This is a genomic window from Terrabacter sp. AAH1 (genome assembly GCF_054456855.1).
The window spans coordinates 190,835-204,223 of sequence record NZ_JBTJJV010000001.1 but is presented as its reverse complement, the minus strand read 5'-3'; the positions used below and the strand labels follow the sequence as shown (position 1 = coordinate 204,223).

The following is a 13,389-nucleotide window of genomic DNA, read 5'->3' as shown; positions in this document are numbered from 1 at the left end:
TGAATGCACCCCCGAGGCAGGGCCCGTCACGCCGCCTTGGGTGCCGCTCCGGGTGGCCCGACGCCCACTCGTAGACTCGCCGCCATGACGCCGGAGCAGCTGCGTGCCCTCCTCGAGCAGGTCGCCGCGGAGGCGGCGAGGAGCGGGGAGCTGCCCGAGAGCGCCGCAGGCGGCCTGCCCGACGGCGCGATCTTCCGGCCGACCGACACCCGGGCGGCAGGGGTCGTGGCCGACTGGGTGACGCCCGTGGCGCAGCGGTGGGCGCCGCGCCTGGGTCTCGGCGCCCGTGACCTGGCCCGAGTGCTCGCGCAGGGGCTCACCCTGCAGAAGCCGGTGGCCGCGGTGGAGGTCGCGCCGAGCGGCCTCATCGCGGTGACGCTCGAGGACGCCCCGCGGTCGGCCATCGTCGAGCACGTCCTGGAGCACCAGGACGCGTACGCCCTCGGGGGAGCGGTGCTGCCCGTTCCCGCGGAGGTGCCCGGCAGCAGGCCGCCAGGTGACCCGGTCCTCGGTGCGCAGCTCGCGCACGCCCGACTCTGCCGACTCATCCGCAACGCCGAGGCCGCCGGCGTCGAGCGCCGCGCGTCGGCCCGCGTCGAGCGGCTGACCCACGTGGTCGAGCGGCACCTGCTCGTGGCGCTCGCCGACCTGCCCCAGCGGCTCGACACCCATGCCGGCGACCCGGCGCAGCAGCGTCGGGCCGTGACCGACCTCGCCGACCTCGCCGACGGGTGGGACCACCCCCTCCGGCCCGCGGTCGTCGGGGAGCCCGTGCGGTCCGTCCACGCCGCCCGGCTGCTGCTCGCCGACGCCGTCCGCGTCGTCTTGCGCAATGGACTCGCACGACTGGGGGCCGCGGCCCCCGAGAGGATGTAGGAATGCGCGCACACGAAGCCGGAGCGCTGCACGCCGAGGGCTATCGCGGCCCCGCGTGGCTCCAGACCCCCGTCGACGTCAACGCCCTCGTGCCCTCGCTCTGGGCGACCTCCGTCGGACGTGGCTCCGACGGCGCCCTGACGGTCGGGGGAGTGAGCGTCGCCGACCTCGCGCGCGAGTTCGGCACGCCGGCATACGTCATCGACGAAGACGACTTCCGTTCCCGCGCAAGGGATTTCAAGCAGACGTATGCCGAGGTGTTCGACAGCCTCTCCGGCGGCGCCGACGTGTTCTACGCCGGCAAGGCGTTCCTCTGCACCGAGGTGGCGCGGTGGATCCTCGACGAGGGGCTGAGCCTCGACGTCTGCACCGGGGGTGAGCTCGCCGTCGCGATGCGCGCCGGCGTGCCCGGCGAGCGCATCGGCCTGCACGGCAACAACAAGAGCCTCGCCGAGATCCGCACCGCCCTCGATTACGGCGTGGGCCGCATCGTCATCGACTCGTTCGACGAGATCGACCGCGTGGCCGCGGTCGCCACCGAGCTGGGCGTCGTCGCCCCGGTCCTCATCCGCGTCACCGTGGGCGTCGAGGCCCACACCCACGAGTTCATCGCGACGGCCCACGAGGACCAGAAGTTCGGGCTGTCGCTCTCGGGCGGGCACGCCTTCGAGGCGGCTCGGCGCATCCTGGCCCGTCCCGAGTCGCTGCGGCTGCTCGGACTGCACAGCCACATCGGCTCGCAGATATTCGACACGTCCGGCTTCGAGGTCTCGGCCCGTCGCATCGTCGGCCTGCACACGCAGATCGCCCGCGAGCTCGGCACCGAGCTGCCCGAGCTCGACCTCGGCGGCGGCTTCGGCATCGCCTACACGACCGAGCACGACCCGCTGCCGCCGAAGAACCTCGCCGCGGGCATGGCCGAGATCATCGAGCGCGAGTGCCGGGCCGACGGCGTCGCCGTGCCACGCATCTCGGTCGAGCCGGGCCGCGCCATCGCCGGGCCCAGCACCTTCACCCTCTACGAGGTGGGCACCGTCAAGCCGGTCGACCTCGACGGCGGGGCCCAGCGCGTCTACGTCTCGGTCGACGGCGGCATGAGCGACAACGTGCGCACCGCCCTCTACGACGCCAACTACTCGTGCACCCTCGCGAACCGTGCCTCGACGGCAGACCCGGTTCTCGCGAGGGTCGTCGGCAAGCACTGCGAGAGCGGCGACATCGTCGTCAAGGACGAGTTCCTGCCGGCCGACGTGAGCGCCGGTGACCTCGTGGCCGTGCCCGGCACGGGGGCCTACTGCCGGTCGCTGTCGAGCCAGTACAACCACACGCCGCGCCCCCCGGTCGTCGCGGTGCGCGACGGCGTGGCGCGCCTCATCGTGAGGCGCGAGACCATCGACGACCTGCTCGCGCTCGACGTCTGATGACACCGCAGATCCTGCACCGGGCATGTCCGGATCGCGAAACAATGGCCGTCCAGATCCCGGACAGGCGGCAGGATTCGCACCGTGGACAGTCCTGTGAGTGACCCTCGGCCGTTGCGCGTCGCCCTGCTCGGAGCCGGCGTCGTCGGTGGAGCCGTGGCCCGACTGCTCACAGAGCACGCCGACGACATGGCCGCCCGCGTCGGTGCGCCGCTCGAGATCGTCGGCATCGCCGTGCGGCGGGCCGGGCGCGACCGCTCGGACCTCGGGGTCGACCCGTCGCTCTTCACGACCGACGCCGACGACCTCGTGACGCGGGCCGACGTCGTCGTCGAGGTGATCGGCGGCATCGAGCCCGCCCGCTCGCTCATCCTGCGCGCCATGGACCACGGCGCCTCCGTCGTCACCGCCAACAAGGCGCTGCTCGCCGAGGACGGCCCGGCGCTCTACACCGCCGCCGCCGAGAAGGGCGTCGACCTCTACTACGAGGCCGCGGTCGCCGGCGCGATCCCGCTGCTGCGTCCGCTGCGCGAGTCGCTGGCGGGCGACGAGGTGCGCAAGGTCCTCGGCATCGTCAACGGCACGACGAACTACGTCCTCGACAAGATGGACACCACAGGCGCCGGCTTCTCCGACGCCGTGGAGCAGGCCCAGGCGCTGGGCTACGCCGAGGCCGACCCCACCGCCGACGTCGAGGGCTTCGACGCTGCCGCGAAGGCCGCGATCCTGGCCTCGCTCGCCTTCCACACCCGGGTCTCGGGCACCGACGTCTACCGCGAGGGGATCACCGAGGTGTCGGCGGCCGACGTCGCCGCGGCCCGCGAGATGGACGCCGTCGTCAAGCTGCTCGCCATCTGCGAGCGCGGCGAGCGAGGCGTCAGCGTACGCGTGCACCCGGCGATGATCCCGCGCTCGCACCCGCTCGCGGGGGTCCGCGAGGCCTTCAACGCCGTCTTCGTCGAGGCCGACGCCGCCGGTGAGCTGATGTTCTACGGCAAGGGCGCCGGTGGCGACCCCACCGCCTCCGCGGTGCTCGGCGACCTCGTCGCCGTCGCCCGCCACCGCGTCGGCGGGGGCCTGGGGCCGGGGGAGTCGAGCTACGCCGACCTGCCCGTCCTCACCATGGGCGACGCCGAGACGAGGTACCACATCAGCCTCGACGTCGAGGACCGCTCCGGTGTGCTCGCGCAGGTCGCCGCCGCCTTCGCCGACCACGACGTGTCCATCGAGACCGTCCGCCAGCAGCTCGTGGCGGCGTCCGACGGCGAGTCCGCCCGGGCCAACCTCATCATCGTCACCCACACCGCGACCGACGCGGCCCTCTCGTCCACGGTCGAGCGCCTGCGCACGCTCGACGTCGTCCGTGGCGTCAACTCCGTGATGCGCGTGGAAGGTTCGTGATGGCCCACCAGTGGCGCGGAGTCATCCGCGAGTACGCCGACCGGCTCCCGATGCTCGAGGGTGCGCCGGTCGTCACGCTCCACGAGGGCGGCACGCCCCTCATCCACGCCGAGAAGCTCTCCGAGCGCGTCGGCGCCGAGGTGCACCTCAAGTACGAAGGCCTCAACCCGACGGGCTCGTTCAAGGACCGCGGCATGACGACGGCCATCAGCGTCGCTGCCCGAAAGGGCGCGAAGGCCGTCATCTGCGCGAGCACGGGCAACACGTCGGCGTCGGCGGCGGCATACGCGACGAAGGCCGGCATGGCCTGCGGGGTCCTCGTGCCCGACGGCAAGATCGCGATGGGCAAGCTGAGCCAGGCCATCGCCCACGGAGCCACGCTGCTGCAGGTCGACGGCAACTTCGACGACTGCCTGACGCTCGCGCGCAAGCTCGCCGAGGCCTATCCGGTCGACCTGGTCAACTCGGTCAACCCGGCCCGCATCGAGGGCCAGAAGACCGCGAGCTTCGAGGTCGTCGATGCCCTCGGCGACGCCCCCGACATCCACTGCCTGCCGGTCGGCAACGCCGGCAACATCACGGCGTACTGGCGCGGCTACCGCGAGTACCTCGCGTCGCCGGTGACCGACGCGCCTGCGGGCCCGGCGACCCACCTCCCTGCGATGTGGGGCTTCCAGGCCGCCGGCGCCGCCCCCATCGTGCTGGGTCACCCGGTCGACCACCCCGAGACCATCGCCACCGCCATCCGCATCGGCAACCCGGCGTCGTGGGAGCAGGCGGTCGCGGCCCGCGACGAGTCCGGAGGCCGCATCGACGCCGTCACCGACGAGCAGATCCTCGAGGCCCACCGCTACCTCTCGTCCGAGGAGGGCGTCTTCGTCGAGCCCGGCTCGGCCGCCTCGGTGGCCGGTCTGCTCGCCTCCCACGCGGCCGGCCTGGTGCCGTCCGGCGCGCGCATCGTGTGCACGGTCACGGGGCACGGCCTCAAGGACCCCCAGTGGGCGCTGCGCACCGCCGACGGCAGCGACGTCGTGCCCACCCGGGTCAGCGTCGACGCCTTCAGCGCCGCGCAGGCGCTCGGCCTCGAGGGCTGAGCGCGTGAGCCGGGTTCCCGCGGGGCGGTCCGTGCACGTCCGGGTGCCGGCGAGCAGCGCCAACCTCGGCCCGGGCTTCGACTCCGTCGGTCTGGCGCTCGGCCTCTGGGACGACTACGTCCTGACGACGTCCGACGAGCTCGGCCTCGTCATCGAGGTGACGGGCGAGGGCGCCGCCGACGTGCCCACCGACGAGCGCCACCTGGTGCACGCCACCATGCAGCACACCTGGCACGCGTTGGGAGTCGAGCCGCCGTCCGGGCTGCGCATCGTCGCCGTGAACGGCGTGCCGCACAGCCGGGGACTCGGGTCGTCCGCCACGGCGATCGTCGCGGGGGTCGTTGCCGCGCAGGCACTCTCGCTCGGGGTCACCCCCGATGTCACTGAGCCGGGTGACGCCGAGCCGTATGCCGGCTGGCCGGCCGCCGGTGACGAGGTGCCCATCGACCTCGGGCTGGCGACGCACCTCTCGAGCGAGCTCGAGGGGCACCCCGACAACGCCTCGGCGAGCGCCCTCGGCGGCCTCACCGTGAGCTGGATGCCTGACGACAGCGGCCACGACCACGGCGAGCGCACCGTCACGGCGCGCATCGAGCCGCACCCCGACGTCGAGGTCGTCGTGTTCGTCCCCGAGACCCAGCTGGCCACCCGCACGGCCCGCGCCGTGCTGCCCGCCACGGTGCCGCTCGCTGCAGCTGCCGCGGGAGCGGGCAGAGCCGCGCTGCTCGTGCACGCGCTGACGGCGGACCCGTCCCACCTGCACGCGGCCACGCGCGACTGGCTGCACCAGGAGGCGCGCCGCCCGTCCTATCCCGACACCATGGAGCTCGTCGACCAGCTGCGCTCGCAGGGGCACGCGGCCGTCGTCTCGGGCGCAGGCCCCAGCGTCCTCGTGCTCACGACGCGCGAGGCTGCCGCGAGCGTGCAGGCGGGCCGGCTCGCGCCGCACTGGGAGCGGCTGACCCCGGGCGTGCCCAGCCACGGCGCCACCGTCAGCGCCTGCTGAGAGCGCCCGAGCGAAGACACACCGGGCAACCGCCCGGTCGGCGGAACGGTCGGATGGTATTCTTGGCGCGCACCACAGCCGCGACACTCGCAGGACGGTGCATCACCCCCACGCTGAGGCGAAGTCACCTGCCTCTGGGCGCGTTCTGCGCCGAAGTGGATCTCAGACGACCAGGTCACCTGGTCCAGCTCCGGCCCGCACTGTCTCCCGGGCCGCAAACGAGGGGGAAGGATCCTTCGTGTCAGAAACAACCACCCGTCCGGTGTCCGGTCTGTCGGCCATGAAGCTGGACGAGCTCAAGGGCGTCGCGTCCTCGATGGGCATCACCGGCACGACGAAGATGCGCAAGAGCGACCTCGTCGAGGCCATCAAGGCCCGGCAGGCAGGCGGCTCGTCGGCCCCGGCGGCCACCGCCCCCGCAGCTGCGAAGACCGAGACGTCCGACGGCGCTGCGCCGGCCCGCACGTCCCGTCGCGTGAGCCGCCCGGCCGGCTCGTCCGGCCAGGCAGAGAAGACGAGCGAGACGACCGAGACGGCCGAGACGGCGCACCGGGCAGAACCGGCCGCACGCCGCACCGACGCCGACCGGGCGGCCGCTCCCGCCGACTCGTCCGCCGGCACCGACACCGGCACCCGCACGTCCCACGACGGGGCCGCCGGTAGCGCCGGCACGAGCGCCGAAGGCGAGCACGACGACCGGGGCAGCCGACAGCGTGGCCGCGGCCAGCAGTCCGACCGCCAGTCCGAGCGCCAGTCCGAGCGCCGCGAAGACCGTTCCAGCCGGCAGTCCGATCGCCAGCAGGATCGGCAGCAGGGCAGCCGCGCCGAGCGCCAGAACGAGCGCGGCCAGCAGCAGGACCGTCAGCAGGCACGCCAGCAGGACCGCCAGCAGGACCGCCAGCAGGACCAGCAGCAGGACCGTCAGCAGGCACGCCAGCAGGACCGCCAGCAGGACCGCCAGCAGGACCAGGGCGACCGCCAGCACGAGATGCGACAGGGCGACAACCGGCAGGGCGACAACCGGCAGCAGGACTACCGCCAGGGCGACACCCGCGGTCAGCAGTCGCACTTCGACGATGACGCCGGTGGCAGCCGTCGCAGCCGCAACCGCCAGCGCAGCCGCGACCGCAAGCGGGGCCGTGGCCGCGAGGGCGGCCAGGACTGGAACGACGCCGAGCTGCAGGTCGGCGACGACGACGTCCTCGTGCCCGTCGGCGGCATCCTCGACGTGCTCGACAACTACGCCTTCGTGCGCACGTCGGGCTACCTCGCCGGCCCCAACGACGTCTACGTGCCGCTCGGCATGGTCAAGAAGAACGGCCTGCGCAAGGGCGACGCCGTCACCGGAGCCGTCAAGGCGCTGCGCGACGGCGAGCAGCCGTCGGGCAACGTGGGACGCCAGAAGTTCAACGCCCTCGTGCGCCTCGACACGGTCAACGGCACCACGCCGGAGGAGGCCGCCAAGCGCGTCGAGTTCGGCAAGCTGACGCCGCTCTACCCGCAGCAGCGCCTGCGCCTCGAGACCGAGCCGAACGTGCTGACGACGCGCATCATCGACCTCGTCGCCCCCATCGGCAAGGGCCAGCGCGGGCTCATCGTCGCCCCGGCCAAGGCCGGCAAGACGATGATCATGCAGACCCTCGCCAACGCGATCACGACGAACAACCCCGAGTGCCACCTCATGGTCGTCCTCGTCGACGAGCGCCCCGAGGAGGTCACCGACATGCAGCGGGCCGTCAAGGGCGAGGTCATCTCCTCGACCTTCGACCGCCCGGCGGAGGACCACACGACGGTCGCCGAGCTCGCCATCGAGCGGGCCAAGCGTCTCGTCGAGCTGGGCCACGACGTCGTCGTGCTGCTCGACTCGATCACCAAGCTCGGTCGCGCCTACAACCTGGCGGCGCCGGCGAGCGGTCGCATCCTCTCTGGTGGTGTCGACTCCGCTGCGCTCTACCCTCCGAAGAAGTTCTTCGGCGCGGCGCGCAACATCGAGAACGGTGGCTCGCTCACCATCCTCGCGACCGCGCTCGTCGAGACCGGCTCGAAGATGGACGAGGTGATCTTCGAGGAGTTCAAGGGCACGGGCAACATGGAGCTGCGCCTCAGCCGCGACCTGGCCAACCGCCGCATCTTCCCCGCTGTCGACATCAACAGCTCCGGCACGCGCCGCGAGGAGATCCTGCTCGCGAGCGAGGAGCTGAAGATCATGTGGAAGCTGCGCCGGGTCCTTGGTGGCCTCGACGCGCAGCAGGCGATCGAGCTGCTCATCGACCGCCTCAAGAAGACGCGGACGAACTACGAGTTCCTGACGCAGGTCCAGCAGACGAGCGGGTCGAAGCTCGACGACGTGTCCTGACGCGCGTCCTGCAGCGACGTCCGCGCGACGTCGCGCCGGGAGGGGAGTGGTGCCTGACAGCACCGCTCCCCTTCGGCGTTTCGTGGCCCATTCGGGTGATTTGTTCCTAAAATGGTGATCGATACCCGAACGTCTCCATGGAGTGCCATGTCTGCGCCTGCCGGCGATCCCGATGCCAGTTCCGTCCGCGTCCTGGTTGCCGACGACGACGCAGACATCCGCGACCTCGTCGAGTTCAAGCTGACCCAGGCCGGGTATGCCGTCGAGGCCGTTCCGGACGGCATCAGCGCCTGGGAGGCGTTCGCCGCCAACCCGCCCCAGCTGGCGGTGCTCGACGTGATGATGCCGGGTCTGTCGGGCATCGACGTGCTGCGCAAGATCCGCGAGAGCGAGCACGCGTCCGTGCCGGTCCTGCTCCTGAGCGCCAAGTCGCGCGACTCCGACGTCGACACCGGCTTCGCCGTCGGCGCCGACGACTACGTCATCAAGCCGTTCAGCCCGCGTGAGCTCCTGCACCGCGTCAACGGCATGCTCGCCCGGGCGCGGTGAACCGCCCTATGACCAGCGGGCGGGCGACCGCGTCGAACGGCGCCATGTCGTGATCGTCGGCGGTGCCCTGCTCATCGGCGCGACGATCGCCGTCCTCGGCGGCTGCCTGCTCCTCGTCCTGGCCGTGGTCACGGTGCGCTCCAGGCGTCGCAGCCGCAACCAGCGCGACCAGATGCTCCTGTCCCCTCTGCGCGTGCCGCTCATCACCGTGGCGTCTGGTGAGGACGACGACGGGTCCGCGGCCGAGCAGCTCACGTGGGCCACAGGTGTCACGCGCACGGTGCTCGACAGCAACATCGTCGAGCTCCTGACCAAGATCCGCGGCGGCCCCGGCGACCAGCTCATCCGGGTGCTCGAGGTGCACGGCGCCGTCGACGCGGCCGTCTCCGACCTGACCCACCGGTCGTCGGTCCGACGAGCCCGGGCCGCGCAGCTGCTGGGCCTCGCGCGCGCCGACCACACCGTCCCGCTGCTGGTCGAGGCCCTGAGCGACGAGTCGGTCGAGGTGCGCAACAGCGCCGCCTACGCGCTGGGCCTCATCGGCGACCCGAGCGCGGCCGGCGCCGTGCTGGCGGCGATCGGCGCCCCCGACCGTGGTCTGCCCGCGGCCACGGCGGCCGAGGCGCTCCAGTCGATGGGCGTCGGCATCTCCGAGGTCCTGCGCGAGGGCATGCGTGACGACAACGCCCGCACCCGCATGGTCGCGGCCCACCTCAGCGGCGAGCGGAGCTTCACCCGTGGGCTGCCCGAGCTGCGGCACCTGCTCGACCACGACACCGACCTCACCGTCCGCGAGACCGCCGCGACGGCGATCGGCCGGCTGGGGCGCGACGAGGACGCCGCCGTGCTGTCCCGTCACACGGTGCCCACCGAACCCCTCTCGCTCCGCCGTGCGTGTGTCCACGCGCTCGGCGAGCTGGGCGACGACACCGCCGTCCCCACCCTCGCCGCCCTGCTCGACGACCCCGACCCGCGTCTCGCCGAGCTCGCCGCGAGCGCCCTGCTCGTGCTCGGACCCGGCGGCGGTGCAGCACTCGCCGGCCACGAGGACGATCCCGCGGTGCGCACCGCCCGGCTCATGGCCAGTCTGCAGAAGGCGAACGCATGAGCTGGGACGGTTTCACCGACGGGCTGCGGTCCTTCGTCGTGTGGGTCATGGACGTCTCGAGCGTCCCCATCATCATCTACTTCGTGCTCATCAACTCCTCGTTGCTGCTGCTGATCGGGCTCGCCTACCTCGAGTTCCGAGCCCAGCAGCGGCGGCGTGCCACGGCCCTCACGTGGCAGGGCGCCGGGATGGCCCCGGGCGTCTCGCTGCTCGTGCCGGCCTACAACGAGGAGGCCGGCATCGTCACGGCGGTCAAGTCGTTCCTCACCCTGCGCTACCCGCGCCACGAGGTCGTCGTCGTCGACGACGGCAGCAGCGACCAGACGTTCGCGCGCCTCGAGGAGGCGTTCGACCTCGTCCAGGTGCCTCGCGAGCTGCCCGCCGAGGTGCCCATCCGGGCCAGGGTGCTCGGCATCTGGGTGCCTCGCGACGGACGCACGCGCCTCGTCGTGGTGCGCAAGGAGAACTCCGGTCGCTCCGAGGCGATCAACGTCGCCATCAACGCGGCGAGCGAGCCCCTGGTCGCCATGATCGACGGCGACTCGATCCTCGAGCCCGACGGCCTGCTCCACGTCACGAGGCCCTTCGCCGACGACCCCACCCGCATGGTCGCCACCGGCGGGGCGATCCGTCCGGTCAACGGCAGCCGGGTGGTCTCGGGCCGCATCGTGCGCGTCGAGATGCCGCAGACGTGGATCCCGCGCATCCAGCTCGTCGAGTACCTCCGGGCCTTCCTCCTGGGCCGCACCGGCTGGTCACGCCTCGGGGGCCTCATCCTCATCAGCGGCGCCTTCGGGCTCTTCCGCCGCGACGTCGTCGTCGAGGTCGGCGGCCTCGACCCGGGCAGCATCGGCGAGGACTTCGAGCTCGTCATGCGCATCCACAAGCGCATGCGCGACGAGGGCCGCGACTACAAGGTGGAGTTCGTGCCCGAGCCGGTCTCCTGGACCGAGGTCCCGGTCACGGCCAAGGTGCTGCGCAACCAGCGCCGTCGCTGGCACCGCGGCCTCTGGGAGACCCTCTGGGCCTACCGCAGCATGCTGTTCCGGCCGAAGTACGGCCGCATCGGATCCGTGGCCCTGCCGTACTACTGGCTCTTCGAGCTCATCGCCCCGCTCCTCGAGCTCTTCGGCATCCTCATCGTGCCGCTGGCGCTGCTGCTGGGTGTCGTCAACGTGCCGTTCGCGATCCTCTTCCTCGTCCTCGCCTACGGGTATGCCGTGCTCGTCACCCTGGCGGCGATGGTCGTCGACGAGTGGGCCTTCCACAAGCACGACCGCTGGCGCGCGATCTGGCAGACGGTCGCCGCCTCCGTGCTCGAGAACATCGGCTACCGGCAGCTCACGGTGTGGTGGCGTCTCGAGGGCTGGTGGTCGAGCCTGCGCGGCAAGAAGCACGTCTGGGGCGTCATGACCCGCACCGGCTTCGACGAGGAAGCCGCGTGAGCGGCGGCCTACCGGCCGTCTCGAGGCGTTCGGTGGGCAGCCAGATCCGTGTGCTCATCGGGATCCTGGTCATCCTCGTCCCGCTGAGCGCCGTCGTCTCGGTCGCCACGATCCACTCGCAGAGCGCCGCCGTGCGCGCGCTCACCCTGGCACTCGGACCCGCGTCCGAGGCCAACAGCTCCGTGGTCCTCGACATGACGCGCGCCGAGGGGGCCTGGCGCCAGGCCGTCGTCGGGGCACCCGCCCCGGTCGACCCGCTGTCGCTGCAGGCGCGCATCGACGACGAGCTCGACCGCGTCGAGCGGGGCACCCAGAGCACCGAGCTCGCAGCCGCCGACCGGGCCCGCTACGCCACGCTCCTCGGGGCCGAGCGGGCGACCGTCGACGAGTGGTTCGCAGCCGCGAAGGCCTCTCTCGCCGGGGCGCCGAGCAGCGCGTCGGGCTCGCCGGCGGTCGACCCCGCTGCTCGCACGCGCGCCGAGACGGCATACGCCCGGTTCGGCCAGGCCAGCGCCAGCCTCGGCGACACCATCCGCGCCCACCGAAACGCCGCCCGCGTCGACTCCCGCGAGGCCACGGGCATCACGTCGGGCGTCATCATCGCCGCGGCGGCCCTCGTGCTCATCGTGCTGGTCGCGGCCGGCTTCGGCATGGACCGCGCAGTCGGCCGCCCCCTGGCCAGGCTGCGCGAGGTGGTACGCCGCCAGGCCGAGGAGGACGTCATCGCCATGGCCAACCAGGAGGAGGGGGCGCTCGAGGTGCGCATGCTGGCACGCGACTTCAACGACCTCACGCGCGCCAACGCGCGCCTCGTCGACCAGCAGGCGGCCGTGCTCGAGATGCAGGAGCTCGTCCTCGACGTCGGCCGGGGCGCCCGCGGGGCGGCCGACGTGCGCGAGGCGCTCCAGCGCGTCACGTCGAAGCTCGGCGCGGGGCTGGGGGCCGACCGCGTGCTGCTCTACACGCTCGCCGACGACGGGCAGTCCATCGAGGACCGCCTCCAGTGGCACACGGACGACCTGCCCGACCTCCCGCCGCTGCCGCGCTCGCTCGCGCAGCAGGTGGGTGCCGTCAACGACGAGCTGCGACGCGACGCCGGCTTCTTCGACCTCGGTGACCTGCTCGCCCACGGGGCGTACGCCGACGAGCGGGTCCGCGCCTTCCACCGGGCCACAGGTGCGCTCTCGCTCCTCATGCTGCCCGTCGGCACGGGCGGGCGCGGCCTCGGGATCATGGCCGTGCTCATGGTGAACGCCCCGAGGCGCTGGCACCGGCACGAGATCCAGGCCGCGCAGCAGTGCGCCGCCATCGCCGCCCAGTCCATCGTGTCGCTGCGCCTCTCGCAGATGCAGGACGAGCAGGTGCAGCGGCTCACCGAGCTCGACCGCCAGAAGACCGACTTCATGGCGACCGTGAGCCACGAGCTGCGCACGCCCCTCACCTCGATCAGCGGCTACCTCGAGCTGCTCGTCGACGGCGACTTCGGCGAGGTCTCCGACGGCCAGCACGTCGCCCTCGACATCATCGGTCGCAACGCGACCCGCCTGCGGGGTCTCATCGAGGACCTCCTCGTGCTCAACAAGATCGAGATCAGCGGGCTGCAGGCGATCGCCGAGGAGGTCGCGGTGCGCGATCTGCTGCGCACCGTCACCGAGACGATGGAGCCGGTCGCGGCGGCCTCCGGCGTGCGGCTGATCTGCCCCGTGGTGCCCGACGACCTCGTCGTCAAGGTCGACCGGGGCCAGGTCGAGCGCGCCCTCATCAACCTCGGCTCCAACGCGGTGAAGTTCACTCCCGAGGGCGGTGAGGTGGTGCTCACCGCCGAGCGCTCCGGCGGCTCGACCATCATCTCGGTGCACGACACCGGCATCGGCATCCCGGCGGCCGACCTCGCCCGCCTGTCCGAGCGGTTCTTCCGCGCGGGCAACGCGACCGCGGCCGCCATCCCCGGCACCGGCCTCGGCCTCGCGATCGTGCGGGCCATCGTCGAGGGCCACGGTGGCGAGCTCGTCATCGCGTCCGTCGAGGGCGAGGGCTCGACGATGCAGGTCGTGCTCCCGGTGGCCCAGCCGGCAGGGGTCATGGCCTAGCACCCGACGGGAATGCCCGCCTCCCCAGGCGCGTTTGGGAGGA

Annotated in this window: 10 protein-coding genes; all 10 read left to right on the top strand. The window is 72.4% G+C overall.

Annotated elements, in window-relative coordinates; all coding sequences use genetic code 11:
- Window positions 1–84 precede the first annotated feature (84 nt).
- The 10 genes from ACXR8F_RS00955 to ACXR8F_RS00910 all read left to right on the top strand — a co-directional run bounded on the left by ACXR8F_RS00955 (window position 85) and on the right by ACXR8F_RS00910 (window position 13,346).
- Window positions 85–876, top strand: a complete 792-nt coding sequence (locus tag ACXR8F_RS00955) for a DALR anticodon-binding domain-containing protein (protein WP_045188374.1) — start codon at window positions 85–87, stop codon at window positions 874–876.
- Window positions 877–878: 2 nt separating this feature from the next.
- Window positions 879–2,297: a diaminopimelate decarboxylase gene (lysA, locus tag ACXR8F_RS00950; protein WP_458798393.1), complete on the top strand. Its 1,419-nt coding sequence runs from the start codon at window positions 879–881 to the stop codon at window positions 2,295–2,297.
- A gap of 84 nt (window positions 2,298–2,381) precedes the next feature.
- A complete protein-coding gene (locus ACXR8F_RS00945; protein WP_458798392.1) occupies window positions 2,382–3,698 on the top strand; it encodes a homoserine dehydrogenase in 1,317 nt (438 codons plus the stop codon).
- Window positions 3,698–4,792, top strand: coding sequence for a threonine synthase (gene thrC / locus ACXR8F_RS00940; protein WP_458798391.1), 1,095 nt, complete (start codon window positions 3,698–3,700; stop codon window positions 4,790–4,792). Before ACXR8F_RS00945 ends, thrC begins: the two co-directional genes overlap by 1 nt.
- A gap of 4 nt (window positions 4,793–4,796) precedes the next feature.
- Window positions 4,797–5,798 (top strand): homoserine kinase, encoded by a 1,002-nt coding sequence (locus ACXR8F_RS00935; protein ID WP_458798390.1) that lies wholly within the window; start codon window positions 4,797–4,799, stop codon window positions 5,796–5,798.
- 280 nt (window positions 5,799–6,078) lie between these two features.
- Window positions 6,079–8,154: a transcription termination factor Rho gene (rho, locus tag ACXR8F_RS00930; protein ID WP_458798823.1), complete on the top strand. Its 2,076-nt coding sequence runs from the start codon at window positions 6,079–6,081 to the stop codon at window positions 8,152–8,154.
- Between the two features lie 147 nt (window positions 8,155–8,301).
- On the top strand, window positions 8,302–8,703 hold the full coding sequence (locus ACXR8F_RS00925) for a response regulator transcription factor (protein WP_045188385.1): 402 nt from the start codon (window positions 8,302–8,304) through the stop codon (window positions 8,701–8,703).
- A gap of 49 nt (window positions 8,704–8,752) precedes the next feature.
- On the top strand, window positions 8,753–9,811 hold the full coding sequence (locus ACXR8F_RS00920) for a HEAT repeat domain-containing protein (RefSeq protein WP_458798389.1): 1,059 nt from the start codon (window positions 8,753–8,755) through the stop codon (window positions 9,809–9,811).
- On the top strand, window positions 9,808–11,256 hold the full coding sequence (locus tag ACXR8F_RS00915) for a glycosyltransferase family 2 protein (protein WP_045188390.1): 1,449 nt from the start codon (window positions 9,808–9,810) through the stop codon (window positions 11,254–11,256). The genes ACXR8F_RS00920 and ACXR8F_RS00915 overlap by 4 nt, the downstream gene beginning before the upstream one ends.
- The gene (locus ACXR8F_RS00910; RefSeq protein WP_458798388.1) at window positions 11,253–13,346 is read left to right on the top strand and encodes a HAMP domain-containing sensor histidine kinase; all 2,094 of its coding nucleotides are present in this window, start codon (window positions 11,253–11,255) and stop codon (window positions 13,344–13,346) included. Before ACXR8F_RS00915 ends, ACXR8F_RS00910 begins: the two co-directional genes overlap by 4 nt.
- The last annotated feature ends 43 nt before the right edge of the window (window positions 13,347–13,389 follow it).